At 66.0% G+C, this 23,430-nt stretch carries 28 protein-coding genes; 18 read left to right on the top strand and 10 right to left on the bottom strand.

The genetic code is table 11. The features are described 5' to 3' along the window. The first annotated feature begins 3 nt into the window (after nucleotides 1-3). From AC1RRP_RS00210 to AC1RRP_RS00190, 5 genes are all read left to right on the top strand, one after another. Entirely contained in the window at nucleotides 4-954 is a 951-nt protein-coding gene (locus AC1RRP_RS00210; protein ID WP_493032086.1) for a branched-chain amino acid ABC transporter permease, read from the top strand. Then, on the top strand, nucleotides 951-1,721 hold the full coding sequence (locus AC1RRP_RS00205; protein WP_493032085.1) for an ABC transporter ATP-binding protein: 771 nt from the start codon (nucleotides 951-953) through the stop codon (nucleotides 1,719-1,721). The genes AC1RRP_RS00210 and AC1RRP_RS00205 overlap by 4 nt, the downstream gene beginning before the upstream one ends. Further along, a complete protein-coding gene (locus AC1RRP_RS00200; protein WP_493032084.1) occupies nucleotides 1,714-2,418 on the top strand; it encodes an ABC transporter ATP-binding protein in 705 nt (234 codons plus the stop codon). The genes AC1RRP_RS00205 and AC1RRP_RS00200 overlap by 8 nt, the downstream gene beginning before the upstream one ends. Before the next feature lie 37 nt (nucleotides 2,419-2,455). Further along, nucleotides 2,456-3,424, top strand: a complete 969-nt coding sequence (locus AC1RRP_RS00195; RefSeq protein ID WP_493032083.1) for a Bug family tripartite tricarboxylate transporter substrate binding protein — start codon at nucleotides 2,456-2,458, stop codon at nucleotides 3,422-3,424. A 226-nt stretch (nucleotides 3,425-3,650) separates the two neighbouring features. Next, nucleotides 3,651-5,261: a methyl-accepting chemotaxis protein gene (locus tag AC1RRP_RS00190; protein WP_493032081.1), complete on the top strand. Its 1,611-nt coding sequence runs from the start codon at nucleotides 3,651-3,653 to the stop codon at nucleotides 5,259-5,261. Nucleotides 5,262-5,321: 60 nt separating this feature from the next. On the opposite strand, the gene AC1RRP_RS00185 is transcribed toward AC1RRP_RS00190, so the two are convergent. The 3 genes from AC1RRP_RS00185 to AC1RRP_RS00175 form a co-directional block, all read right to left on the bottom strand. Next, nucleotides 5,322-6,173, bottom strand: coding sequence for a metal-dependent hydrolase (locus tag AC1RRP_RS00185; RefSeq protein WP_493032079.1), 852 nt, complete (start codon nucleotides 6,171-6,173; stop codon nucleotides 5,322-5,324). Between the two features lie 135 nt (nucleotides 6,174-6,308). Next, entirely contained in the window at nucleotides 6,309-7,169 is an 861-nt protein-coding gene (locus AC1RRP_RS00180) for a shikimate dehydrogenase (protein ID WP_493032077.1), read from the bottom strand. Then, on the bottom strand, nucleotides 7,166-8,083 hold the full coding sequence (locus AC1RRP_RS00175; RefSeq protein WP_493032075.1) for a LysR substrate-binding domain-containing protein: 918 nt from the start codon (nucleotides 8,081-8,083) through the stop codon (nucleotides 7,166-7,168). The genes AC1RRP_RS00180 and AC1RRP_RS00175 overlap by 4 nt, the downstream gene beginning before the upstream one ends. Nucleotides 8,084-8,212: 129 nt before the next feature. On the opposite strand from AC1RRP_RS00175, the gene AC1RRP_RS00170 reads away from it, so the two are divergent. The 11 genes from AC1RRP_RS00170 (at nucleotide 8,213) to AC1RRP_RS00120 (ending at nucleotide 17,009) form a co-directional block, all read left to right on the top strand. Next, nucleotides 8,213-8,902: a substrate-binding domain-containing protein gene (locus tag AC1RRP_RS00170; protein WP_493032073.1), complete on the top strand. Its 690-nt coding sequence runs from the start codon at nucleotides 8,213-8,215 to the stop codon at nucleotides 8,900-8,902. 39 nt (nucleotides 8,903-8,941) lie between these two features. Beyond that, on the top strand, nucleotides 8,942-9,970 hold the full coding sequence (locus tag AC1RRP_RS00165) for an amidohydrolase family protein (RefSeq protein ID WP_493033406.1): 1,029 nt from the start codon (nucleotides 8,942-8,944) through the stop codon (nucleotides 9,968-9,970). A 35-nt stretch (nucleotides 9,971-10,005) separates the two neighbouring features. Further along, entirely contained in the window at nucleotides 10,006-10,698 is a 693-nt protein-coding gene (ligK, locus tag AC1RRP_RS00160) for a 4-carboxy-4-hydroxy-2-oxoadipate aldolase/oxaloacetate decarboxylase (protein ID WP_057675426.1), read from the top strand. Nucleotides 10,699-10,732: 34 nt separating this feature from the next. Further along, a complete protein-coding gene (locus tag AC1RRP_RS00155; protein WP_493032070.1) occupies nucleotides 10,733-11,542 on the top strand; it encodes a transporter substrate-binding domain-containing protein in 810 nt (269 codons plus the stop codon). Nucleotides 11,543-11,569: 27 nt separating this feature from the next. After that, entirely contained in the window at nucleotides 11,570-12,505 is a 936-nt protein-coding gene (locus tag AC1RRP_RS00150; RefSeq protein WP_493032068.1) for an amidohydrolase family protein, read from the top strand. A 65-nt stretch (nucleotides 12,506-12,570) separates the two neighbouring features. Then, nucleotides 12,571-13,011, top strand: coding sequence for a protocatechuate 4,5-dioxygenase subunit alpha (gene ligA / locus AC1RRP_RS00145; protein WP_493032066.1), 441 nt, complete (start codon nucleotides 12,571-12,573; stop codon nucleotides 13,009-13,011). Between the two features lie 10 nt (nucleotides 13,012-13,021). Continuing rightward, on the top strand, nucleotides 13,022-13,891 hold the full coding sequence (locus AC1RRP_RS00140; protein WP_493032064.1) for a class III extradiol dioxygenase subunit beta: 870 nt from the start codon (nucleotides 13,022-13,024) through the stop codon (nucleotides 13,889-13,891). Between the two features lie 13 nt (nucleotides 13,892-13,904). Further along, on the top strand, nucleotides 13,905-14,858 hold the full coding sequence (locus tag AC1RRP_RS00135) for a Gfo/Idh/MocA family oxidoreductase (RefSeq protein ID WP_493032062.1): 954 nt from the start codon (nucleotides 13,905-13,907) through the stop codon (nucleotides 14,856-14,858). Between the two features lie 92 nt (nucleotides 14,859-14,950). Beyond that, nucleotides 14,951-15,955, top strand: coding sequence for an aldo/keto reductase (locus AC1RRP_RS00130; protein ID WP_493032060.1), 1,005 nt, complete (start codon nucleotides 14,951-14,953; stop codon nucleotides 15,953-15,955). A gap of 2 nt (nucleotides 15,956-15,957) precedes the next feature. After that, nucleotides 15,958-16,668, top strand: a complete 711-nt coding sequence (locus AC1RRP_RS00125; protein WP_493032058.1) for an alpha/beta fold hydrolase — start codon at nucleotides 15,958-15,960, stop codon at nucleotides 16,666-16,668. Nucleotides 16,669-16,727: 59 nt separating this feature from the next. Further along, nucleotides 16,728-17,009, top strand: coding sequence for a hypothetical protein (locus AC1RRP_RS00120; RefSeq protein ID WP_493032056.1), 282 nt, complete (start codon nucleotides 16,728-16,730; stop codon nucleotides 17,007-17,009). A 20-nt stretch (nucleotides 17,010-17,029) separates the two neighbouring features. Here AC1RRP_RS00120 and AC1RRP_RS00115 read toward each other — a convergent pair whose 3' ends face one another. Beyond that, a complete protein-coding gene (locus AC1RRP_RS00115; RefSeq protein WP_493032054.1) occupies nucleotides 17,030-18,265 on the bottom strand; it encodes an NAD(P)/FAD-dependent oxidoreductase in 1,236 nt (411 codons plus the stop codon). A 32-nt stretch (nucleotides 18,266-18,297) separates the two neighbouring features. After that, nucleotides 18,298-19,203: a LysR family transcriptional regulator gene (locus AC1RRP_RS00110; RefSeq protein ID WP_493032052.1), complete on the bottom strand. Its 906-nt coding sequence runs from the start codon at nucleotides 19,201-19,203 to the stop codon at nucleotides 18,298-18,300. Between the two features lie 95 nt (nucleotides 19,204-19,298). On the opposite strand from AC1RRP_RS00110, the gene AC1RRP_RS00105 reads away from it, so the two are divergent. Beyond that, nucleotides 19,299-19,652: a protocatechuate 4,5-dioxygenase subunit alpha gene (locus AC1RRP_RS00105; protein WP_493032050.1), complete on the top strand. Its 354-nt coding sequence runs from the start codon at nucleotides 19,299-19,301 to the stop codon at nucleotides 19,650-19,652. 20 nt (nucleotides 19,653-19,672) lie between these two features. After that, nucleotides 19,673-20,524, top strand: a complete 852-nt coding sequence (locus AC1RRP_RS00100; RefSeq protein ID WP_493032048.1) for a class III extradiol dioxygenase family protein — start codon at nucleotides 19,673-19,675, stop codon at nucleotides 20,522-20,524. 85 nt (nucleotides 20,525-20,609) lie between these two features. Here AC1RRP_RS00100 and tolA read toward each other — a convergent pair whose 3' ends face one another. The 5 genes from tolA to AC1RRP_RS00075 all read right to left on the bottom strand — a co-directional run bounded on the left by tolA (nucleotide 20,610) and on the right by AC1RRP_RS00075 (nucleotide 23,405). Then, entirely contained in the window at nucleotides 20,610-21,449 is an 840-nt protein-coding gene (gene tolA / locus AC1RRP_RS00095) for a cell envelope integrity protein TolA (RefSeq protein WP_493032046.1), read from the bottom strand. 10 nt (nucleotides 21,450-21,459) lie between these two features. Continuing rightward, nucleotides 21,460-21,888 carry a biopolymer transporter ExbD gene (locus AC1RRP_RS00090; RefSeq protein WP_493032044.1) on the bottom strand — a complete coding sequence of 143 codons (429 nt, stop codon included), beginning with the start codon at nucleotides 21,886-21,888 and terminating at the stop codon, nucleotides 21,460-21,462. A gap of 10 nt (nucleotides 21,889-21,898) precedes the next feature. Then, nucleotides 21,899-22,603 (bottom strand): protein TolQ, encoded by a 705-nt coding sequence (gene tolQ, locus AC1RRP_RS00085; protein ID WP_493032042.1) that lies wholly within the window; start codon nucleotides 22,601-22,603, stop codon nucleotides 21,899-21,901. After that, nucleotides 22,600-22,950: a YbgC/FadM family acyl-CoA thioesterase gene (locus tag AC1RRP_RS00080; protein ID WP_493033404.1), complete on the bottom strand. Its 351-nt coding sequence runs from the start codon at nucleotides 22,948-22,950 to the stop codon at nucleotides 22,600-22,602. Before AC1RRP_RS00080 ends, tolQ begins: the two co-directional genes overlap by 4 nt. Nucleotides 22,951-23,219: 269 nt before the next feature. Beyond that, complete coding sequence (locus tag AC1RRP_RS00075; protein WP_493032040.1) at nucleotides 23,220-23,405, bottom strand: helix-turn-helix domain-containing protein; 186 nt, start codon at nucleotides 23,403-23,405, stop codon at nucleotides 23,220-23,222. Nucleotides 23,406-23,430 lie beyond the last annotated feature (25 nt).

Below are 23,430 nucleotides of genomic sequence, written 5' to 3'. Positions count from 1 at the left end.
GCAATGCAATCCCTTCATGACCTGCAGCGCTGGAAGCTCTGGGAGCCTGCCTTGTGGCTGCTGGCCCTGGCCTCTCCCTGGCTCCTGTCCAGCCACGCGCTCATCATCAACGAGATCGCCATCGTCGCGCTGTTCGCCGCGTCGCTGGACCTGATCCTGGGTTACGCGGGCATCGTGTCGCTCGGTCATGCGGCCTTCTTCGGCATGGGCGCGTATGCGGCGGCCCTGTTCGCCAAGCTGGTCATGCCCGACCCGCTGGTGGGCCTGGCCTTTGCCATTGCCGTGTCCACCCTGCTGGGCGCGGTCTGCTCGCTGACCATCATGCGTGGCACCGATCTCACCCGGCTCATGGTGACCATGGGCGTGGCCATGATCCTGATGGAGCTGGCCAACAAGCTGGACATCACCGGCGGGGCCGACGGCCTGCAGGGCGTCATCATGGGCCCGCTGCTCGGCCGTTTCGAATTCGACCTGCAGGGCCAGACGGCGGCCTGGTATTCCATCGGGGTGCTGCTGGTGCTGTTCGTGCTGGCGCGCCGGCTGGTGCACTCGCCGCTGGGCGGCACGCTCAAGGCCCTGCGCGACAACCGCTTGCGCGCCATGGCCATCGGCATTCCGGTGACCTCGCGCCTGGCCGTGATCTACACCATCGCCGCCGGCGTGGCCGGCGCAGCCGGTGGCCTGATGGCGCAGACCACGAGCTTTGCCTCGGTGGACCTGTTCGCCTTCGACCGCTCGGCCGACCTCATGCTGCTGGTGGTCATCGGCGGCACCGGCTGGCTCTATGGCGGCGTGGCCGGTGCCATCGTCTTCAAGGTCATGCAGGACTGGATTTCCTCCATCACCCCGCAGTACTGGACCTTCTGGATCGGCCTCTTCCTGGTGGTGCTGATGCTGGTCGGTCGGGACCGCCTGATCCGTCCCCACACCTGGTTCGGGGGCAAGAAATCATGAGTTCTCCTGAAATCGTTCTCTCCGCGCAGAACCTGGTCAAGCGCTTCGGCGGCATCACCGCCACCGGCAACGTCAGCCTGGACCTGCACAAGGGCGCGCGCCATGCGCTGATCGGCCCCAATGGCGCCGGCAAGACCACGCTGATCAACCTGCTGACCGGCGTGCTGGAGCCCACCGAAGGCCGCATCCTGCTCGAAGGGCAGGACATCACCGATCTGGCGCCGCACCAGCGCGTGCGTCGCGGCATGGTGCGTACCTTCCAGATCAACCAGCTCTTCGACACGCTCACGCCGCTGGAGACGCTGGCACTGACCGTCTCGCAGCACCGCGGCCTGGGCACGCGCTGGTGGCAGCCCCTGGGCAAGCGCCCGCAGGTGGTGGAGCGTTGCGAGCAGCTGCTCGAACAGTTCCACCTGACCGAGGTGATGAACCAGAAGACCAATGTGCTGGCCTACGGCAAGCGCCGCCTGCTGGAAATCGCCATCGCCCTGGCCTGCGAGCCGCGCGTGCTGCTGCTCGACGAGCCGGTGGCCGGTGTACCCGCGGGCGAGCGCGAGGAACTGCTGCAGACCGTGGCAGCCCTGCCGGCCGATGTGTCGGTGCTCCTGATCGAACATGATATGGATCTCGTCTTCAGTTTTGCCAAGCGCATGACCGTGCTGGTCAATGGCACCGTGCTCACCGAGGGCGACCCCGAGACCATCGCCAACGACCCGCAGGTCAAGGCGGTGTACCTGGGGCACGGCGAGGAGATGGCCCATGGCTGAGCTCCTCAAGGTCGAGAACTTAAGTGCCGGCTACGGCGAGGCCGTGGTGCTGAACAACGTGTCGGTGAGCCTGGACCCCGGCCAGACCCTGGCGCTGCTCGGTCGCAACGGCACCGGCAAGACCACCTTCATGAACACCCTGGCCGGCGCCACCCGCCAGCACGGCGGCAGCATCACCTTCGACGGTGTGGCCCTGCACAAGGTGCCGCTGCACCTGCGGGCCAAGGCCGGCATCGGCTGGGTGCCGCAGGAACGCAATATCTTCAAGTCGCTCACGGTGGACGAGAACCTCACCGCCGTGGCCCGCCCGGGCCCCTGGACGCCGGCGCGCGCCTACGAGATGTTCCCGCGCCTGGCCGAACGCAAGACCAACCTGGGCACCCAGCTCTCGGGCGGCGAGCAGCAGATGCTGGCCGTGGCCCGCGCGCTGGTGCTCAACCCCAAGCTGCTGCTGCTGGACGAGCCGCTCGAAGGCCTGGCGCCCATCATCGTGCAGGAACTGCTGCGCGCCATCCGCCGGATCACGCGCGAAGAAGGCCTCTCGGCCATCATCGTCGAGCAGCATCCGCAGGCCATTCTGGCCATCTCGGATGTGGCCGCGGTGCTGGACCGTGGCACCGTGGTGCATTCGGGCACGGCACAGTCGCTGCTGGACCAGCCCGAACTGCTGGACCGTCTGCTGGGCGTGGCGCGCTGATCGCCGCCGTTCTTTTTTCTACACAAGGAGATCACCCATGAACCTGCTGAATCGCCGTGCCCTCTTGGCTGTGCTGGCTGCAACCCTGACCTCCACCGGCTGGGCCCAAGCCTTCCCGAGCAAGCCCCTGCGCATCATCGTCCCCTTCGGCGCCGGTGGCGTGGCCGACCTGACGGCCCGCACCGTGGGCCAGAAGCTGAGCCAGACCCTGGGCCAGCCGGTGGTGATCGAGAACAAGCCCGGCGCCGGTGGCGTGGGCGCTTCCGACACCGTGGCCAAGTCGGCACCGGACGGCCATACCCTCCTGCTGATGTCCAACGCCAGCGCGGTCACCGCCACGCTGTTCAACAAGCTGCCCTATGACACGGTCAAGGACTTCACGCCCGTCAGCACCCTGGGCTTCTTCGACATCGCGGTGGTGACCGCGACCGAATCGAAGTTCAAGACCCTGGGGGAAGTGCTGGCCTATGCCAAGGCCAATCCCGGCAAGCTCAATGTCGGCAGCATCAATATCGGCAGCACCCAGAACCTGGCGGCCGAGCTGTTCAAGTCCAATGCGGGCGTGGATATGCAGATCGTGCCTTTCAACGGCACGCCGGCCGTTGTCAATGCGCTGCGCGGCGGCCAGATCGACGTGGCCGTCGAGATCGTCTCGCCCATCATGGGGCAGATCAAGGGCGGGGCCCTGCGTGCCCTGGCCATCACTGACACGGAGCGTTCGGCCCTGCTGCCGGATGTGCCAACCACCAAGGAAGCGGGCCTGCCCAACTACCAGGCCTCGTCCTGGAATGCGCTGGCCGTGCCCGCTGGAACACCCAAGGACGTGGTGGCCCGCCTGCACCGTGAGATTGCCGCGGCGGTCAAGGACCCCGAGGTCAGCAAGAGGCTGCGCGATCTGAACATCGAACCCCGCTCCAGCACGCCGGAGCAGACCCAGGCCTTCCTGCAGAGCGAAATCAAGCGCTGGGGTGATGTGATCGTCAAGGCCAACATCCCCCGCCAGTAAGACAGCCGGGCCCACCCGCGCAGGCCGTCGCCGAGTTGATCGGCGACGGCCTTTTTGCATCCGGCCTCACGTGCCGGTCTGCTGATTTGCTGTGGGTCAGCGATTGCCATGGGATTGATAGTCGTGATCTATTAACCCTAAAGCGCGATTAATTGATGCGTGGGATACTTCGCCCCGGTCAGATTCAGGGCGCCGTGCTTCCTGGTCAATACCTAGGAGAAACCACTTGAACACCACCCACACCACGCTGACTGTTCAGCAACGCCTGGCCGCTGGTTTCGGCCTCATCCTGTTGATCCTGGTCACGCTCAGCGTGATCGGCCTGGTCGAGGTGCGGCAGATCCGCGCCGCTCTGGAGGAAAACGCCAGCAAGAACTCGGTGATCCAGCGCTACGCGATCAACTTCCGCGGCAGTGCGCACGACCGGGCCATCGCCATCCGTGACGTCGCGGCTTCCACCTCGGACGAGGAGCTGCGCCGCGAGGTGGCCGAGATCGAACGCCTGAGCGCCTTCTACGCCGCTTCCGCGCGCCCGCTGGACCAGATGCTGGCGCAGGACAAGAGCCTGCCGCCGGAAGTTGGCCGCCTCTACGCTGGTATCCAGGGCGTCGAAGCCCGTGTGCTGCCGTTGATCGCCAAGGCCATCGAACTGCGCCGGGCCGGGCAGCGCGAGGAGGCTCAGCAGATTGTCTGGCGTGACGCCAAGCCCCTGTTCGTGCAGTGGCTGGCCAGCATCAACGCCCTGATCGACTTCGAGGAAAAGATCATCCAGGAACAACTGGCCCTGGCCCAGCGCGTGGCCGGCAGCTTCACCACCGTCATGCTGAGCCTGACGGCCATCGCCGTGCTGGTTGGCGCGCTGGCGGCCTTCCTGCTCTCACGCTCGATCCGCCGCGCGCTCGGTGCGGAACCCTGGGAGGTCAAGGCCGTGGCCGATGCCGTGCGCGCAGGCGATCTGGCCTCGCCCATCCGCGTGAACGGTGCGGCGGAGGGCAGCGTGATCGTGGCCATGCAGGCCATGCGCGACAGCCTGGTCAGCGTGGTCGGTGGGGTGCGCACCTCTTCGCAGCGCGTGGCCACGTCCGCGGCCGAGATCGATCGCGGCAACCGTGACCTGTCCAGCCGGACCGAAAGCCAGGCCAGTTCGCTGGAGCAGACCGCCGCCTCCATGGAGGAACTGGGCTCCACCGTGAAGCAGAACGCAGACAACGCCCGCCAGGCCAACCAGCTGGCCCAGACTGCCAGCACGGTGGCCATGCAGGGCGGTGAAGTGGTGGCCCAGGTGGTGGACACCATGAAGGGCATCAATGATTCGAGCAAGAAGATCGCCGACATCATCAGCGTGATCGACGGCATCGCCTTCCAGACCAACATCCTGGCGCTGAACGCGGCGGTGGAAGCCGCACGGGCCGGCGAACAGGGCCGTGGTTTTGCCGTGGTGGCGTCCGAGGTGCGCTCACTCGCCGGGCGCAGCGCCGAGGCGGCGCGCGAGATCAAGTCGCTCATCTCGGCCAGTGTCGACCGCGTGGAACAGGGCAGCGCCCTGGTGGACCGCGCCGGTGCGACCATGAACGAAGTGGTGGGCGCCATCCGCCGCGTCACCGACATCATGGGCGAGATCAGCACGGCCAGCGTCGAGCAGAGCCAGGGCGTAAGCCAGGTGGGTGAGGCCGTCACCTTGATGGACCAGGCCACCCAGCAGAACGCCGCCCTGGTCGAGCAGATGGCTGCTGCCGCCGCCGGCCTGAAGGATCAGGCCCAGGACCTGGTGCAGGCCGTTGCGGTGTTCAAGCTTGCCGACGACCGCTCGGGCATGCTGCAGCTGGGCATGGGCTGATCCGAGGGTTTTCCGGCGCCGCCGGTCCGGGCTCGCGGCCCGGAGCGGTGCCCTTGACGCTTACCAGCTGAACTTCTCGCCAGGCTCCAGGGGGATCACCTTGGTGGAGGTCTGGCCCAGGGCCTCCATGTACTGTTGCGGCGTGCCGCGGTTCAACGGGTTGGTGCCGTAGTGCATGGGGATGGCAAAGCGCGGCTTGATGAACTCCCGCGTGGCGTAGGCGGCATCCACTGGCGCGGTGGTGAAGTTGCCGCCAATGGGGATCAACAGCACGTCGGGCTTGTAGTACTCGCCGATGAACTTCATGTCGCCGAACAGGCCCGTATCGCCCATGTGGTAGATCTTCTGGCCGTTCTCCAGCTCGATGATGAAACCCACCGGCTCACCGCCGTAGTGCGACTCGATCTTGCCGGTCTGGGGGTTTTTCCAGGCAAAGAGCGAGGAGTGTTCGGCCTTGACCATGGTGATCTTCAGGCCCGGCACCTCTGGGAAGGGCACGATCGTGCCGCTCTTGTTCATGCGCGGCGTCAGCTCGGGCGGCAGCACGCCCAGGGTGTTGAGCACCATGTTCAGATCGCCCGGGGCGATGACCCGCGCCTTGTTCATCAGGGCCAGGTCCGGGGCGTCGGCGATGTGGTCGCCGTGGGCATGGGTGACGAGGATCAGGTCCACCTTGCCCAGTTTGCTCAGGTCCTTGTACTCGGCCGGCGTCTTGGGGTTGGGGCGCAGCCAGGGGTCGGTCACGATGACCTTGCCGCTGGGCGTGGTCAGGCGGAAGGCGGACTGGCCCAGCCAGAGCAGTTCAGCCTTGGCCTGGGTCGCCCCCGGTGCTGCCGGCTGCGGCGTGATGGCACAGGCGGCCAGCAGTGTGCTTGCGAGTACGGTAAACAGACGGAGCAGGGGCGTGCGCATGACTTGCCTTTCAGGTCGTTGGAGTCGTCGCGGCCGAGGTTAGGCGCGTCGGCCGGGCGGGGCAAGTAGGGCTAACGCTGGGCTGGGCTGCCACGTCACGATAGGCCCATCACAAATTGTGATGGGATCATGGGCTCAGAGCGTGGCTTCGATCAAGCGCCGCAACTCCGGCGTCACCTCGGGGGTCACGCCGAACCAGCGCGCAAAGGCCGGGCGCGCCTGGTTCAGCAGCATGCCCAGGCCGTTGACGGTGGGGTTGCCGCGTCGTCGTGCGGCGGCCAGCAGCGGTGTTTCCAGTGGCACATAGATGACGTCGCAGACCAGGGCGTGCTGGGGCAGCCGGTCGAGCGACAGGGGCAGCGGGTCCTGCCCCTTCATGCCCAGGCTGGTGCTGTTGACCAGCAGGGCTGCGCCGTCCAGTGCCTCTTCGCGCTGCTCCCAGGGGTAGGCGTGGATCGGCCCGCCGAATTCGGCGGCCAGGGCCTGGGCCTTGTCCAGGCCGCGGTTGCACAGTCGGATCTCCTTGGCCCCGCGTTCGGCCAGCGCGACCAGGATGGCGCGTGCTGCGCCGCCCGCGCCCAGCACGGTGACGGGGCCGGCGTCGGCGCGCCAGTCCGGCTGCGCATCGAGCAGGCTCTGGATGAACCCATAGGCGTCGTTGTTGTAACCGCTCAGCGTGCCATCGGGCTCGACGACGATGGTGTTGATGGCGCCGATGCGCGTGGCGAGCGGGTCGATGCGGTCCATCAGCGGCATGGCCGCCACCTTGTGCGGGATGGTGAGGTTGCAGCCGGCAAAGCCCAGGGCGCGCAGTCCGCGCACGGCGTCGGCCAGACGGTCGGGCATCACGGGCAGCAGCACGTAGTCGCCCTTGAGTTGGTGGTGCTGGATCCAGTGCTTGTGGATGGCGGGCGAGCGCGAATGCGCCACCGGCCAGCCCATCACGCCGGCGAGGGTGTAGTGCTTGTCAGTTGCCATGGTGTGGTTGGATTTCATGCGGGTGTGGGGGCTGCACCAAAGACTTCGCTGGCCACCTGCTGTATCAATTCCAGCATGGCCTGCTGCGTCATGGTCGTGGTGCGGCCTGCTGCCGTGGCCAGTGCCAGGCGGCTGGCCAGGCGGGGTTTATCGATGGGCCGCGCCTGGTAGGCCTCGGGCCGCTGCGTGGTGGCCAGCGCGTACTTGGGCAGCACGGCATAACCGGCGCCATCGGCCACCAGGTCCAGGATGGCGGCCACGCCGTCGATCTCCAGGCTGATGTCGGGCTTGCAGCCGATGCCGGCCATCTCGGTCTCCACCACCATGCGGATGGCGTTGGGCCGGCTCGGGATGACCAGGGGCAGGGCGCTCACTTCCTTGAGGCTGACGGGGTGCGTCGTGGCCTTGCCGCGGGGCGGGCGCAGGCCGATCAGGAACAGCTCTTCGTCCATCAGCGGCAGGGTGTTGAGTTCAGGGCTGGCCGGGGGGTTGTAGAGCAGGGCGATGTCCAGGCGCCCGGTCAGCAGGCCTTCCTGCATGGAAATCGTCAGGCCCTCGCTGATGGACAGCGCGGCACTGGGCAGACGCTTGCGGAAGGCGCGCGTGAGCGGCACCGTCAGCATGCGGGCGATGCTGGGCGGCAGGCCCAGGGCCACGCGCCCGGCCAGGGCGCCGCGCACACGGCCCAGGTCTTCGCGCGCGCGCTCCACCTGGTGCAGGATGCCGCGGCCGTGCTCCAGCAGCAGCTTGCCGGCGTCGGTGGTGGTGACACCGCGGCCGTTGCGCAGCAGCAGGTTCTGCCGCAGTTCCACCTCCAGCAGGCGCACCTGGCGGCTCAGCGCCGGCTGGGCGATGTTGAGCACCCCCGCGGCGCGCGTGAAACTGCCCAGCTCGGCGACGCGCACGAAATACTCGAGTTGTTTCAGGTCCATGGTTTGCGGGATAGCTTGCCATGGATTATGCCGAAATGCGATACCTGCTAGAAACCGCCCCGCCTTGGCACAGCGGGGCAGGGTGGCCACAATCGCTGTCTGTTCTTATCAATTCCCGGTCCCTCTTCCATGAGCGTTCCTATCCTGGGCATTTCCTCCATGGCGACCCGCCAGGTGCTGGCCGAACTGGTCGACGCCTACCAGCAGCACTCGGGTCAACGCGTGACCATCGAGTCGGTTGGGGGCGTGGATGCGGCCAGGCGCGTGGCGGCTGGCGAGGCCTTCGACGTCGTGATCCTGGCATCCGACGCGATCGACAAGCTCGTCGCCTCCGGCCATGTGCTGGCCGGCAGCAAGGTGGACCTGGTGCATTCGGGCGTGGCCGTCGCGGTGCGCAAGGGTGCCCCCCAACCCGACATCTCCAGCGAAGACGCGGTACGCCAGGCCATCCTGGCGGCGCGCAATATCAGCTACTCCACCGGCCCCAGCGGCGTGGCCCTGGCCAAGCTCTTTGAGCGCTGGGGCATCGCCGAGCAGATCAAGGACCGCATCGTGACCCCTCCGCCGGGCATCCCGGTAGGCAGTCTGGTGGCCAAGGGCGAGGTGGCCCTGGGGTTCCAGCAGCTCAGCGAGATGTTGAACCTCGAAGGTCTTCGTGTGCTGGGCCCGCTGCCGCCGGCCATCCAGATCACCACTACCTTTGCGGCCGGTGTCTGCGCCAGCAGCCAGCAGGCCGAAGCCGTGCGCGCCATGCTGGCCTATATGGCGTCGCCCGCTGCGGCCGTGGCCAAACGCCGCCAGGGCATGGACCCCGCCTGAACCGAATCTGAATCCCAGGAGACCGTTATGAAAAAACCCATGATCATCGACATCCACGGCCACTACACCACGGCCCCCAAGGCGCTGGAGAACTGGCGCAACCAGCAGATCGCCGGCATCAAGGACCCGGCGTCCATGCCCAAAGTGGCCGACCTCAAGATCAGCGACGACGAGCTGCGCGAGTCCATCGAGACCAACCAGCTCAGGCTGATGAAAGAGCGCGGCTCCGACCTCACCATCTTCAGCCCGCGCGCCAGCTTCATGGCCCACCACATCGGCGACTTCAATGTTTCAAGCACCTGGGCCGCCATCTGCAACGAACTCTGCTACCGCGTCAGCCAGCTGTTCCCGGACGCCTTCGTGCCCGCCGCCATGCTGCCGCAGTCGCCCGGTGTCGACCCCAGGACCTGCATCCCCGAGCTGGAGAAGTGCGTCCAGCAATACGGCAACGTCGGCATCAACCTGAACCCGGACCCGAGCGGCGGCCACTGGACCAGCCCGCCCCTGACCGACAAGCAGTGGTACCCCATCTACGAAAAGATGGTCGAGTACGACATTCCGGCCATGATCCACGTCTCCACCAGCTGCAACGCCTGCTTCCACACCACGGGCGCGCACTACCTGAACGCCGACACCACGGCTGTCATGCAACTGATCCAGGGTGACCTGTTCAAGGACTTCCCCACGCTGAAATTCATCATCCCCCACGGCGGCGGCGCTGCGCCCTACCACTGGGGCCGTTTCCGCGGCCTGGCGCAGGAGATGAAGAAGCCCCTGCTCAGCGAGCACCTGCTCAAGAACATCTATTTCGACACCTGCGTCTACCACCAGCCCGGCATCGACCTGCTGACCAAGGTGATCCCGGTGGACAACATCCTGTTCGCCTCCGAGATGATCGGCGCCGTGCGCGGCATCGACCCCGAGACCGGCGCCTACTACGACGACACCAAACGCTACGTGCAGGCCACACCGCACCTCAATGACGAGCAGCGTTTCAAGGTCTACGAGGGCAACGCACGCCGTGTGTTCTCGCGCCTGGACGCCCAGCTGAAGGCCAAGGGCCGCTGATTCACGAACCACACCACCGATACCGAGGAAACACCATGAGCGTCAACGCACCCCTGGGCATCGTCAAGCGCAACATCGTGCGCGCCGACGCCGCCGCTGTCGAGAAAATGGGCCAGTACGGCGTGGCCACCGTGCACGAGGCCCAGGGCCGCATCGGCCTGATGCAGACCTATATGCGTCCCATCTATTCCGGCGCCAGGATTGCCGGCCCCGCCGTGACCGTGCTGCTGCACCCGGGCGACAACTGGATGCTGCACGTGGTGGCCGAGCAGATCAAACCCGGCGACATCGTCGTCGCGGCCCTGTCCTCGCCCAACACCGACGGCTTCTTCGGCGACCTGCTGGCGACGTCCTTCAAGGCCCGCGGCGCACGCGGCCTGATCATCGACGGCGGTTGCCGCGACATCGCCGAGCTCAAGTCCATGGACTTCCCGGTCTGGAGCCGCGCCATCAGCGCCAAGGGCACCATCAAGGCCACGCTGGGTTCCGTCAACATCCCCGTGGTCTGCGCGGGCATGATCGTCAACCCCGGTGACGCGATCGTGGCCGACGACGACGGCGTGGTCGTCGTCAACGCCGCTGACGCGCAGAAGGTGGCCGACGCCGCCGCGGCCCGCGAATCCTTCGAGGGCGAGAAGCGCGCCAAGCTGGCTTCGGGCGTGCTGGGCCTGGACATGTACAAGTTCCGCGAGCCACTGGAAAAGCTAGGCCTGAAGTACATCGACTAAGTTCTCCGTCTGCACACCACAAGAGGGGACACGTATGAACATGCTGCGCAGAAGCTGCTTCCTGGGCCTGCTGGCCGCGCTCACGCTGCTGGCCGGCTGTGCCGTCACGCCGCCCCCGGCGCCCACGCCCCAGGCGCGCGCCGCGCTGGCACCCGACGGCAAGCTGCGCGTCGGTGTCTACTCGGGCAGCCCGACCTCGATGGTGACGGACAAGAACGGCAAACTCACGGGCGTGGCCTACGAACTGGGGCGCGAACTCGCGCGCTGGCTGAACGTGCCGCTGGAACTGGTGGAGTACAAACGTATCGCCGAAGTGCTCGAAGCCATGAAAAACGGCGAGGTGGACTTCACATTCACCAACGCCACCGAGGCGCGCGCCCGTGACATGAACTTCACCCTGCCCCTGGTCAGCCTGGAGCTGGGCTACCTGGTGCCGGCCGGCAGCCCGCTGCAAAGCGCCAGCGAGATCGATCGCGCAGGCATCCAGGTCGGTGTCAGCCAGGGCAGTACGTCCCAGGGTGTGCTCACGCGCACCTACAAGCAGGCCCGGGTAGTGCCGCAGCCCACCCTCAAGGCCGCCGCCGAGCAGCTGGCCGCGCGCAAGATCGATGCCTTCGCCACCAACAAGGGCATCCTTTACGAAATGGCCGACGGCCTGCCCGGCGCGCGCGTGCTGGACGGCCGCTGGGGCCTGGAGAACCTGGCCATTGCCACCCCCAAGGGGCGCGAGGCCGGCCTGTCCTACCTGAGCAGCTTCGCCTTGACCGTGCGCCGTGACGGCACCCTCCAATCGGCGATCGACCGCGCCGGCCTGCGCGGCACGGCCGAACCGGCCATGCGCTGAAAAGACCCAACATCATCCGAGAGAACCATGAGCAAACCCACCACAGGCCCCTTCGAAAAAACCAACGGCTGGATGGACTGGTACACCGGCCCCAGCAAACCGCGTTTCACGCTGCCCGCGGGCGCGGTGGACGCGCACTGCCACGTCTTCGGCCCCGGCGCCGAGTTCCCCTACGCGCCCGAGCGCAAGTACACGCCCTGCGACGCCAGCAAGGCGCAGCTCTTCGCCCTGCGCGACCACCTGGGTTTTGCGCGCAACGTCATCGTGCAGGCCACCTGCCACGGCGCCGACAACCGCGCCCTGGTCGACGCCTGCTTGTCATCCAATGGCAAGGCGCGTGGTGTGGCGACGGTCCGCCGCAGCGTGACGGACGAGGAACTGCAGCAGCTGCACGCCGCCGGTGTGCGCGGCGTGCGTTTCAACTTCGTCAAGCGCCTGGTGGACTTCACGCCCAAGGACGAGCTGCTGGAGATCGCCGGCCGCATCAACAAGCTGGGCTGGCACGTGGTGATCTACTTCGAGGCCGTGGACCTGCCCGAGCTGTGGGACTTCTTCACCGCGCTGCCCACCACCGTGGTGGTGGACCATATGGGCCGCCCCGACGTGAGCAAACCCGTGGACGGCCCTGAGTTCGCGCTTTTCCTGAAGTTCATGCGCGAGCACAAGAACGTGTGGAGCAAGGTCAGCTGCCCCGAGCGTCTCTCGGTGGCCGGCCCCAAGGCCCTGAACGGCGAGCAGGCGGCCTACCGCGACGTGGTGCCCTTTGCACGCAAGATCGTGCAGGAGTTCTCCGACCGCGTGCTCTGGGGCACCGACTGGCCGCACCCCAACCTGAAGGACCACATGCCCGACGACGGCCTGCTGGTGGATTTCATCCCCCACATCGCGCCCACGCCCGAGCTGCAGAAGAAACTGCTGGTGGATAACCCCATGCGCCTTTACTGGCCGGAGGAAGCCAAATGATTTTGCGGGACAGACCAGGATTTGCGCCGCAAATCTGCTCTGTCCTCAACTGATTGGAGGAATCTATGTCACTCGAAAAACCCTATCTGGACGTGCCTGGCACGACCATCTTCGACGCCGAACAGTCGCGCAAGGGCTACTGGCTCAACCAGTTCTGTATGAGCCTGATGAAAGCCGAGAACCGCGAACGCTTCAAGGGCGACCAGCGCAAATACCTGGACGAATGGCCGATGACGGAAGAGCAGAAGCAGGCCGTGCTGGCTGCCGACCTCAACAAGGCCATCTCCCTGGGCGGCAACATCTACTTCCTGGCCAAGCTGGGCGCCACGCATGGCAAGAGCTTCCAGCAGATGGCGGGCTCCATGACCGGCATGACCGAGGAAGAGTACCGCGACATGATGATCAAGGGCGGCCGCTCCGCCGAAGGCAACCGCGTCGTCGGCGAGAACGGTACCGCCCAGGCCAAGAACCAGCCGCAAGGCCATGGCACCGGCAAGCTCCTCTGAAAGAAAAGACATGGCCAAGATCACCGCATCCGTCTACACCTCGCATGTGCCCGCCATCGGCGCGGCCATCGACTTGGGCAAGACCTCCGAACCCTACTGGCAGCCCCTGTTCAAGGGCTACGAGCCCACCAAGCAGTGGTTCAAGGACCACAAGCCCGACGTCATCTTCCTGGTCTACAACGACCACGCCACGGCCTTCAGCCTGGAGATGATCCCCACCTTTGCCATCGGCACCGCCGCCGAGTTCCAGCCGGCTGACGAGGGCTGGGGCCCGCGCCCCGTGCCCACCGTCAAGGGCCATCCGGACCTGGCCGCGCACATCGCGCAGTCCGTCATCCAGCAGGACTTCGACCTCACCATCGTCAACAAGATGGACGTGGACCACGGCCTTACCGTACCCCTGTCCCTGGTCTGCGGCACGCCCGACAAGGCCAAATTCGAATGGCCCTGCCCGGTGATCCCCTTCGCTGTCAACGTGGTGCAGTACCCCGTGCCCAGCGGCCGCCGTTGCTTCGAGCTGGGCAAGGCCATCCGCAAGGCCATCGAGTCCTATGACGAACCGCTCAATGTGCAGATCTGGGGCACGGGCGGCATGAGCCACCAGCTGCAGGGCCCGCGCGCCGGCCTGATCAACAAGACCTGGGACAACGCCTTCCTCGACCGCATGATCGCCGACCCCGACGACCTGGCCGGCATGCCGCACATCGACTACGTGCGCGAAGCCGGCAGCGAAGGCATCGAACTCGTCATGTGGCTCATCGCCCGCGGCGCCATGGCCGACGTGGCTGGCAAGGGCAAGGCCCCCAAGGTCGCGCACCGCTTCTACCACGTGCCCGCGTCCAACACGGCCGTCGGCAACCTGATTCTGGAAAACCAATAAGAGGACTTTCGTCATGACCATCAAAGTCGCACTCGCCGGCGCCGGCGCCTTCGGCATCAAGCACCTGGACGGCATCAGGAACATCAAGGACGTGGAAGTCGTCTCCCTGATCAGCCGAGATCTTGAGAAAACCAGGGAAGTGGCCGACAGGTACGGCATCAAGCACGTCACCACCGATCTGGCCGACAGCCTGAAGATCAAGGAAGTGGACGCCGTCATCCTGTGCACGCCCACGCAGATGCACGCCGCGCAGACCAAGGCCTGCCTGGAGGCAGGCAAGCACGTGCAGGTGGAGATTCCCCTGTGCGACGTGCTCAAGGAGGGCGAAGAAGTCCTGGCCCTGCAGAAGAAGGCGGGCAAGGTCGCCATGGTCGGCCACACGCGCCGCTTCAACCCCAGCCACCAGTACGTGCACAAAAAGATCAAGGCCGGCGAGTTCAACATCCAGCAGATGGACGTGCAGACCTATTTCTTCCGTCGCACCAACATGAACGCCCTGGGCCAGCCGCGCAGCTGGACCGACCACCTGCTGTGGCACCACGCCGCCCACACCGTCGACCTGTTTGCCTACCAGTGCGGCAGCCCCATCGTGAAGGCCAATGCTGTCCAGGGGCCGATCCACCCGACCCTGGGCATCGCCATGGACATGAGCATCCAGCTCAAGGCTGCCAACGGTGCCATCTGCACGCTGAGCCTGTCTTTCAACAACGACGGTCCGCTGGGCACCTTCTTCCGCTACATCGGCGACACGGCCACCTACCTGGCCCGCTACGACGACCTGTTCAATGGCAAGGAAGAGAAGATCGACGTGAGCAAGGTCGACGTCTCCATGAACGGCATCGAGCTGCAGGACCGCGAGTTCTTCGCCGCCATCCGCGAAGGCCGTGAACCCAACAGCAGCCTGGCCCAGGTGCTGCCCTGTTACCAGGTGCTGCATCAGCTGGAGCAGCAGCTGAACGCAGGCTGATCCGGTACCATCGTTGCCATACCCGAGGGGTTGGATCGCTCGCCTGCGGCGACGTGGTCTGACCCCTTTGCACTTTCTTCGAGGAAAAGAACATGCAACAACGCAAACTCGGCCCCTTCCAGGTGTCGGCCCTGGCCCTGGGCTGCATGAGCCTGAGCCATGCCTACGGCCAGCCGCCGTCGCCCGAGCACAGCGAGCGTCTGCTGCTCAGTGCGCTGGACGCCGGTGTCACGCTGTTCGATACCGCCGCGCTTTACGGTTTTGGCGCCAACGAAACCCTGGTGGGCCGGGTGCTCAAGGCCCATCGCAGCAAGATCACGCTGGCCAGCAAGGGCGGTATGGCCGGTGTGGACGTGGCCGGTGACGGCAGGCTCGTGCGCGTGATCGATGGCCGGCCCGAGGCCATCCGCCGCAACTGCGAAGACAGCCTGCGCCGCCTGGGCACCGACGTGATCGACCTCTATTACCTGCACCGCTGGGACAAGAAAGTGCCCGTGGAAGACAGCGTGGGCGAACTCTCGCGCCTGGTCGAGCGTGGCCATTTGCGCGCCATCGGCCTGAGCGAAGTGTCGGCGACCACCGTGCGCAAGGCCCATGCTGTGCACCCCATCGCCGCCGTGCAGACCGAGTACTCGCTCTGGACGCGCAACCCCGAGATCGCCGTGCTGCAGACCTGCCGCGAGATCGGGGCCGCCTTCGTGGCTTTCAGCCCCGTGGCGCGCGGTTTTCTCACGGGCAGACTGCGTGATGTGAAGGCCCTCGACGCCAAGGACATCCGCCACGGCATGCCGCGTTTCGAGCCCGCCCACTACGCGGGCAACCTCAAGCTGCTGCCGGCTTACGAGGCCGTGGCGCGTGAAGCGGGTTGCACCCCCGCCCAGCTGGCCCTGGCCTGGCTGCTGCACAAGGCACCGCACATCATTCCGCTCTTCGGCACCACCAACTTCGACCATCTGGCCGAGAACCTGGGCGCCGCCAACGTGAAGCTCACGCCGGCCCTGATGGCCCAGGTGGAAGCCGTGGTCAACCAGCAGACCGTGGTGGGCAACCGTTACAGCGAGCAGAGCAATCGCGAAGTCGATACGGAAGTGTTCTGACCATGCAAGCCACCCTGATGCTTTTGCCTGGCCTCAACTGCGATGCCGCGGTCTGGGCGCCGCAGGTCGCCGCTCTCCAGGGGCTGGCCGATTGCCGCATCCCCGCCTGGGGCCTGCGCGACACACTGACCGCCATGGCCGAGCAGGTGCTGGACGAAGCCCCGACCGAACGCTTCAGCCTGGCCGGCCACTCCATGGGTGGCCGTGTGGCGCTGGAAGTCATGCGCTTGGCCCCGCAGCGCGTGGAGCGCCTGGCTCTGCTGGACACGGGCACACATCCGCTGGCGGCCGGCGAGGCGGGCGAGAAGGAAAAGGTGGGGCGCATGGCCCTGTTGAAGATCGCGCAGGAGCAGGGCATGCGTGTCATGGCCCAGGAGTGGGCCAAGGGCATGGTGCACCCGGACCGCATCGGCGGCCCCATCTTCGAAGAAGTGCTGGCCATGTTCGATCGTGGCAGCGCCGCGCAATACGCCGCGCAGATCAACGCGCTGCTGACCCGCTTCGACGCGGCCCCGCTGCTGCCGGGCATCACCTGCCCCACGCTGGTCCTGACGGGCCGCCAGGACGCCTGGGCCAGCCCGGCCCAGCACGAAACCATGGCCGCGGCCATTCCTGGCGCGCAGCTGGTCATCGTGGAGGACAGTGGTCACATGAGCACCATGGAGCAGCCGCAGGCGGTGAGTGCGGCGCTGGCGGACTGGTTGCGGCGCTGATCTGCACGTCGGCATGGCCGGCGCTTGCCACGCACGCGGTACGCCATCAGAATGGCGCGATGTTTGCACCCATCCCCTTGGCCTTGGGCGTGGCTCTGGCGCTGGTCCTCATGGCCTGGCGCACGGGTGAGCGGCGCTGGCGGGTACTGGCTGGGGCCTGGGCGCTGTACGCGGCTTATGAGGCCTTGATGTATGCGCGCGTGCTCTGCTCGGGGGAATGCAATATCCGGGTCGATCTCTTGCTGATCTATCCCGCGCTGGTGCTCAGCACGGTCTGGCTGGCCCTGGCAGCGGCCCAGCGAGCCCTCGGGCGCCGGCGCGATGCGCAGCCCCCCGATTGATCGCGCGCACCGGGCGCGCCTTATTTCGGCACCAGCGCGTTCAGATCAAATCCCGCATCCCCTGCCTGCGCTGGTGTCGGCGAGATGCCCAGGTCCATGAGCTTGCGCACCAGCAGATGCTCCTTGGGGCTGTTGACGTTGTCGATGGCGATCAGCTTGCCGCCTTTGTAGTGGAAGAGGGCAAAGGCGCCGCTGGCCATGTCACCACGCAGCACCTGCTGGTCCGCGCCAGCGGACAGGCCCGCCATCTGCAGTTTCTTGTCGTACTGATCGCTCCAGAACCAGGGCGTGGCGGTGAAGGGGCGTTCCTGGCCCAGCAGGGCGGCAGCGGCGCTTTTGCCCAGCTCGGTGGCGTTCTGCACGGACTCCAGGCGGATGAGGCTGCCGTCGGGCAGGCGGCGTGCGGTGCAGTCGCCGGCGGCCACGATGCTGGGGTCGCTGGTGCGGCCGCAGGCGTCGACCACGATGCCGCGCTCGCACTCCAGCCCGGCGGCACGGGCCAGTTCTTCATTGGGGTTCACGCCGATGCCCACCAGCACCAGGCCGGCGGGGTGCACGGTGCCGTCATTCAGTCGCACACCGGTCACGTAGTTGTCGGCGTCGTGTTCGATGGCTGCGATCTGCGCGCCCAGCAGCAGTTGCACGCCGTGGCTGCGGTGCAGTTCGGCGTACCAGTCCGAGAGCTGGGGCAGCAGCATGCGGGCCAGCAGGCGCGGCGCGGCTTCCAGCACGGTGACGGCCAGGCCCTTCTTGCGTGCGGTGGCGGCCACTTCGAGGCCGATGACACCACCGCCGATGACGACCAGGGGCAGGTTCTTCTCAAGGCACAGGGCCATGCGTTGGGCGATGGCGTCGGCATCATCACGTGTGCGCAGGGCCAGCACGCCCTGCGCATTGGCGCCCGGCAGCGGCAGCGTGCGCGGTGTGGCGCCGGTGGCCAGCAGCAGGCCGCCATAGGGCAGGGTGCTGCCGTCGGCCAGCGTCACGGTTTTCGCGGGGCGGTTGATGGCGGTGGCTTTGGTGCCGGTGCGCAGCTCGATGTTTTTGCCCGCCAGCATCTCGGGTGTGCGCATGGGCAGGCGTGCGGCGTCCATCTCGCCGGCCAGGTAGGCCTTGGAGAGCGGGGGACGGTGGTAGGGGGCGTGGGGCTCGTCGCCGAGGAGGGTGAGGGGGCCGGTGTAGCCGCCGCTGCGCAGGGCTTCGGCGGCCATGATGGCGGCCTGGCCGGCGCCGATGATGAGGATGGGTGCGTTCATGCCCGCCATCTTAGGGCCTGCTCGTGCAGTCCCTAGTGGGCCAGGGCCGGTGCCACCACGGCGTCCAGCTGCGCGCGCAGCCAGCGGTGTGCGGCGTCCTGCTGGTAGCGTGCGTGCCAGATCGCGTACATGGGGTTGCTGGGGCAGCTCACGGGCGGCGTGCAGCTGGCCAGGCCGGTGAAGGTCTGGCGCGCCAGCAGGCCGGGCACGGTGGCCAGCAGCGGCGTGCCGCGCAGGAAAGGGGGCAGGGCGCTGAAGGAGGGCGCCATGACCGTGAAACGACGGTGCAAACCCTTGGCCGCCAGGAGCTGGTCCAGGTCCAGGCTGCGGCGGGGTTCGTAGACCACGGTGGCGTGGTCGGCGGCCAGGTATTCCGCTTCGTCGCGCGGGGCGGCGCGCACGGCGGGGTCGTAGAAGACGCGGTACTGGTCTTCGAACAGGCGCTTCTGCACGATGTCGCTGCCCTCGGGCGGGCGCGGGCTGATGACGAGCTGGCATTCATCGTTGCGCAGCATGTCCAGGCGTGGGATGGCCGAGGGGATGATGCGCAGCGCCACACCGGGCGCGCTGAGCCTCAGGCGCGCGGCCAGGGCGGGCAACAGCAAGTCACGCTGGAAGTCGTTGGCGGCGATGGTGTAGGTGGCTTGCCAGCGGGCGGGGTCGAAGTCTTCGCTGTGGGCGAAGTGCTGCAACTGGCGCAGCAGGGCGCGGGCTTCGGCCGCCAGTTCCTCGGCCCGGGCCGTGGCCACGATGCCGCGCCCGCTTTTGACGAAGAGCGGGTCACCCGTGATGGCGCGCAGCTTGTCCAGCAGGTGGCTGACGGCGGACTGGGTCACCCCCAGGCGCTGGGCGGCCCCGGTGACCGAGCCGGCCTCCACCACGGCCAGCAGAAGCTGCAGCAAATGGCCATCCAGGTCCAAATGATCGAATTTGCTCATGAGTCATATCTTGATTCATGTATTTATTTTGGTCAATGCCTTAGGAATACTCGCTTTCACACCCCTTTTGACCCCAGTCAACCACGGAGACCGAAATGAGCACCTGCAGCGCCGAAAAGCCGATTCCCGGCACCACCCTGTTTGACGCGAATCAAGCCCGCAAGGGCTACGCGCTCAACAAGATGTGCTTTTCCTTCAACTCGGAAGAGAACCGCAAGGCCTTTGTGGCCGATGAAGAGGGCTATATGCGCAAGTACGGGCTGAACGAGCAGCAGGCCGCCGCCATCCGCGCGCGCAACGTGCTGCAGCTGATCGCGGCCGGCGGCAACGCCTACTACCTGGCCAAGTTCGCCGGGATCTTCAAGCTGGATATGCAGGACATCGGCGCGCAGCAGACCGGGATGACCAAAGAAGCCTTCCGGGCCAAGCTGGTCGCGGCCGGCCAATAAACACCTCAGGAGAAACAGACATGGCAAAACTCATCGGCGGCCTCGGTACCTCGCACATTCCCGCCATCGGCGGCGCGATCCACAAGGGCCTGCAGCAAGAGCCCTACTGGAAGCCTTTCTTCGACGGCTTCCCGCCCATTCGCGAGTGGCTGGCAAAGAACAAGCCCGACGTGGTGGTGATGTTCTACAACGACCACGGCCTGAACTTCTTCCTCGACAAGATGCCGACCTTCGCCGTGGGCGCCGCCCCCGAGTACAACAATGCCGACGAAGGCTGGGGCATCCCCACCCTGCCGCCCTTCAAGGGCGAGCTGGACCTGTCCTGGCACCTCATCAACACCCTGGTCGAGAAGGAGTTCGACGTGGTGACCTGCCAGGAGATGCTGGTGGACCACGCCTGCACCCTGCCGCTCAAGCTGTTCTGGCCCGAGGGCGATTGCCCGGTGACGGTGGTGCCGGTCTGCATCAACACCGTGCAGTTTCCCCTGCCGAGCGCGAAGCGGACCTATGCCCTGGGCAAGGCCGTGGGCGAAGCCATCAAGTCCTGGGACAGCAGCAAGAAGGTGGCGGTGATCGCCTCCGGCGGCCTGAGCCACCAGCTCGACGGCGAGCGTGCCGGTTTCATCAACAAGGCCTTCGACCTGCAGTTCCTGGACAGCCTGGTCTCCAACCCCGAGTGGGCCACGCAATTCACCATACACGAACTGGTGGAGAAGACCGGGACCCAGGGGGTGGAGCTGCTGATGTGGCTGGCCATGCGCGGGGCCCTGGCCGCTGCGGGCGGCTCCAGCGTGCGTCGCGTGACGGGCAACTACCACATCCCGATTTCCAACACCGCCACGGCAGCGCTGGCGCTGGAGACCGTGGATTGAACAGGACCGATTGAGTGTCACTCGTGCCGTCTTCAATCGACGGCTAGGGCGCCCCGGCAGACTGCGGGGCGTTTTTTTATGACGTTCAGTCCTTGGGACGGAACACGATGGTCATGGGTGAGGGCACCACGCCCTCTTCGTTGCGCGGCAGCGTGTCGGTCTTGTCGATGGCCTTGAGCACGGCCTCGTCCCAGCCGGGCACCCCGCTGCTCTTGAGCAGCTTGCGCCCGACGATGGTGCCGTCGGGCGAGGTGCGCACCTCCACCTCGGCGCTCGGATTGGTGGCCAGTTCATCAGGGAAGACGATGTTGGGCTTGATGCGTGCACGGATGCGGCCGGCGTAGCTGGACGAGATGCCGCCGGCGGATTTCTGGGCGTTGCCCGTGGCGGTGGGCGAACCCGTTGCGCCAGCCAGGCCGGCCATGCGCTTGAGGTTCTCCTGGCGATCTTTTTCGCGCTGCTTGGCTTCCGCCTCTTCCTTGCGTTTGGCTTCGAGTTCCTTCTTTTTCTTTTCCTCGGCCAGCTTCTTCTCGCGCTCCTGTCGCTCGCGTTCCTTTTCGCGCGCGAGCTTCTCTTTCTCCAGCCGCGCCTGCTCCAGTTTCTCCCTGGCCTGGCGCTCCTTCTCGCGCGCCAGGGCGATGTCGGCTTCGCTCTGGCGGGGTTCCTCGACCTTGGGTGGCGGCGGGGGCGCGGGTTCAGGGGCCGGTTCGGGCTCGGGTTCGACCAGGGGCGGGGCTGCCTGCTGTGGGACCGCCGACCAGAGTTCGGCCTCGACCGCAAGGCTGGTGTCGCTGCGGCGCCAGTTCACGCCCCAGGTCAGCGCGGCCAGCAGCAGGCCGTGGATGAGGAGGGCCAGGCCGTAGGCCCGCAACAGGCCCTGGCGGGGCTGGAGGCTGTCGTATTCAAAACGGCTGGCAGCGTGCATGGCCTGGAAATCAATTCACCATCTGAACCGACAGGCCCACGCGTTGCACACCGGCGCGTTGCAGCGTGTCCATGACCCGGACCACGGTCTCGTACTTGACGCTCTTGTCGGCACTGATGACCACGGCGCTGCTGGCGTCCTTGCCGGCAGCGGATTGGAGGCGCTTGACGTTGACGGCGAGCTCGCCCAGTTTGATGCGCGAACTGCTGTCCTGCGCCCTGAGCGTGAGGCCTTCGTCCTTGCCGACGACGATCTCGATCACCTGGTCGGGCTTGCGCGCAGCCTTGCCCACGCTGGGCAGGTCCACCACGCTGGGGGTGATGAGCGGGGCCGTGACCATGAAGATGATGAGCAGCACCAACATCACGTCGATGAAGGGCACCATGTTGATCTCGTTGATGGTGCGCCGTCCGCGCCCGCGACTGACCAGGGTGGGCATGGTGCGGTCCTTAGTAAGTCGAAGCCTGTGCGGCCGCGGGCTGGGCACCGACGTTGCGTTGCAGGATGTTGGAGAACTCCTCGATGAAGGTCTCCAGCATGATGGCCACGCGGTCGATCTCGCGCGCGAATCGGTTGTAGGCCACCACGGCAGGAATGGCCGCGAACAGGCCGATGGCCGTGGCCACCAGGGCCTCGGCGATGCCGGGCGCCACGGTGGCCAGGGTCACCTGCTGCAGCGAAGCCAGGCCCGTGAAGGCGTGCATGATGCCCCAGACGGTGCCGAACAGGCCCACATAGGGGGAGACCGAGCCGACCGAGGCCAGGAAGGAGAGATTGGTCTCCACCACGTCCATCTCGCGCTGGAAGTTGGCCCGCATCGCGCGGCGCGCACCATCCAGCAGGGTGCCGGCGTCGGTGATGCGGCGCTCGCGCAGCTTCTGGTATTCGCGCAGGCCGCTCACGAAGATGCGTTCCATGGGGCCGCTGGCGTGGCCCTTCTGGGCTGCCGTGGCGTACAAGGTGTTGAGATTGGCGCCGGACCAGAAGTCGCGTTCGAATTTCTCGTTGAGTTCGCGCACACGCCGCAGCGAGAAGAGCTTGCTGAAGATGGCGGCCCAGCTGGTGATGGATACCAGCACCAGCAGCAACATCACGGCCTGCACGACCCAGCTCGCGTGCAGGACCAGCTGGATGATGGAAAGATCTTGGCTCATTGGAGGGTTTCCATTACGTTGATTGGAATTCTTTCAGGTTTCATGGTCACCGCGCTGACCCATCCGATGCGGATGATGCCCTCGCACAACAGTTCTGGGGCGCCTGCTGCCTTGCGCCACGCCTGCTGCGCGATTGTGAGGGAAGCACGACCGCTCTCCTGGAGGCGAGCTGTAACCAATAGTTCATCGTCCAGGCGGGCCGGGCGATGGTATTTGATGGCCGTTTCGCTGACCACGAACATGCCGCCCGTGGACTCGCGCAGGGCCTGCTGGCCGATGCCCAGGGAGCGCAGCCATTCGGTGCGGGCCCGCTCGAAGAATTTCAGGTAATTCGCGTAGAAGACGATGCCGCCGGCACCTCCTTACCTGCGTGTTTGTAAGCTGTGGACAATTAGAAAGATGTTTAAAAACAAATAGTTAGGAAGGTGCCGTAATGTCCATGGGGCTATCAATTTTCTGCGGATTTATGGCGGTCAATGTCCATGCCAATGGGTAGTCAAACCAACCTTTAAGGTCGCGAAGTGGAGCCGGGATTGCTTGATTTTGCAGCAGAGCTCAACAAGTTGACGCGGGAGAGAATCATTAATGCTTGACGTCAACCTCTTCAACCGACTGTTTACGGTGGTGACAGCAACAACGCCACGTCAACCTTTAATGCATTGGCGATCTTTTCGATGTTGTCGATGGAGACGTTGCGTTCCGACCTCTCAATCCCACCTATGTAAGTTCTGTCGAGGCCGGCAAGGTGGGCCAAGGCTTCTTGCGAAAGACCAGCACTCAGCCGAACGACACGCATCTGCATAGCGAGTCGCCCACGCGCAGAGATG

The sequence above is a fragment of the Hylemonella sp. GW821-FHT12C09 genome, from assembly GCF_058807395.1.
The sequence above is the reverse complement of the archived record's forward strand: the minus strand, read 5'-3'. Positions and strand labels throughout refer to the sequence as shown.

Bases quoted from the DNA above. Each gene is read 5' to 3' on its own strand.
- tolQ (WP_493032042.1), bottom strand. From the start codon at position 22,603: ATGAGCCAAGATCTTTCCATCATCCAGCTGGTCCTGCACGCGAGCTGG.
- AC1RRP_RS00125 (WP_493032058.1), top strand. From the start codon at position 15,958: ATGCAAGCCACCCTGATGCTTTTGCCTGGCCTCAACTGCGATGCCGCG.
- AC1RRP_RS00130 (WP_493032060.1), top strand. From the start codon at position 14,951: ATGCAACAACGCAAACTCGGCCCCTTCCAGGTGTCGGCCCTGGCCCTG.
- AC1RRP_RS00155 (WP_493032070.1), top strand. From the start codon at position 10,733: ATGAACATGCTGCGCAGAAGCTGCTTCCTGGGCCTGCTGGCCGCGCTC.
- AC1RRP_RS00140 (WP_493032064.1), top strand. From the start codon at position 13,022: ATGGCCAAGATCACCGCATCCGTCTACACCTCGCATGTGCCCGCCATC.
- AC1RRP_RS00210 (WP_493032086.1), top strand. From the start codon at position 4: ATGCAATCCCTTCATGACCTGCAGCGCTGGAAGCTCTGGGAGCCTGCC.
- AC1RRP_RS00110 (WP_493032052.1), bottom strand. From the start codon at position 19,203: ATGAGCAAATTCGATCATTTGGACCTGGATGGCCATTTGCTGCAGCTT.
- AC1RRP_RS00105 (WP_493032050.1), top strand. From the start codon at position 19,299: ATGAGCACCTGCAGCGCCGAAAAGCCGATTCCCGGCACCACCCTGTTT.
- AC1RRP_RS00200 (WP_493032084.1), top strand. From the start codon at position 1,714: ATGGCTGAGCTCCTCAAGGTCGAGAACTTAAGTGCCGGCTACGGCGAG.
- tolA (WP_493032046.1), bottom strand. From the start codon at position 21,449: ATGCACGCTGCCAGCCGTTTTGAATACGACAGCCTCCAGCCCCGCCAG.
- AC1RRP_RS00150 (WP_493032068.1), top strand. From the start codon at position 11,570: ATGAGCAAACCCACCACAGGCCCCTTCGAAAAAACCAACGGCTGGATG.
- AC1RRP_RS00175 (WP_493032075.1), bottom strand. From the start codon at position 8,083: ATGGACCTGAAACAACTCGAGTATTTCGTGCGCGTCGCCGAGCTGGGC.
- ligA (WP_493032066.1), top strand. From the start codon at position 12,571: ATGTCACTCGAAAAACCCTATCTGGACGTGCCTGGCACGACCATCTTC.
- AC1RRP_RS00100 (WP_493032048.1), top strand. From the start codon at position 19,673: ATGGCAAAACTCATCGGCGGCCTCGGTACCTCGCACATTCCCGCCATC.
- AC1RRP_RS00195 (WP_493032083.1), top strand. From the start codon at position 2,456: ATGAACCTGCTGAATCGCCGTGCCCTCTTGGCTGTGCTGGCTGCAACC.
- AC1RRP_RS00120 (WP_493032056.1), top strand. From the start codon at position 16,728: ATGTTTGCACCCATCCCCTTGGCCTTGGGCGTGGCTCTGGCGCTGGTC.
- AC1RRP_RS00115 (WP_493032054.1), bottom strand. From the start codon at position 18,265: ATGAACGCACCCATCCTCATCATCGGCGCCGGCCAGGCCGCCATCATG.
- ligK (WP_057675426.1), top strand. From the start codon at position 10,006: ATGAGCGTCAACGCACCCCTGGGCATCGTCAAGCGCAACATCGTGCGC.
- AC1RRP_RS00180 (WP_493032077.1), bottom strand. From the start codon at position 7,169: ATGAAATCCAACCACACCATGGCAACTGACAAGCACTACACCCTCGCC.
- AC1RRP_RS00170 (WP_493032073.1), top strand. From the start codon at position 8,213: ATGAGCGTTCCTATCCTGGGCATTTCCTCCATGGCGACCCGCCAGGTG.
- AC1RRP_RS00205 (WP_493032085.1), top strand. From the start codon at position 951: ATGAGTTCTCCTGAAATCGTTCTCTCCGCGCAGAACCTGGTCAAGCGC.
- AC1RRP_RS00185 (WP_493032079.1), bottom strand. From the start codon at position 6,173: ATGCGCACGCCCCTGCTCCGTCTGTTTACCGTACTCGCAAGCACACTG.
- AC1RRP_RS00135 (WP_493032062.1), top strand. From the start codon at position 13,905: ATGACCATCAAAGTCGCACTCGCCGGCGCCGGCGCCTTCGGCATCAAG.
- AC1RRP_RS00075 (WP_493032040.1), bottom strand. From the start codon at position 23,405: ATGCAGATGCGTGTCGTTCGGCTGAGTGCTGGTCTTTCGCAAGAAGCC.
- AC1RRP_RS00090 (WP_493032044.1), bottom strand. From the start codon at position 21,888: ATGCCCACCCTGGTCAGTCGCGGGCGCGGACGGCGCACCATCAACGAG.
- AC1RRP_RS00165 (WP_493033406.1), top strand. From the start codon at position 8,942: ATGATCATCGACATCCACGGCCACTACACCACGGCCCCCAAGGCGCTG.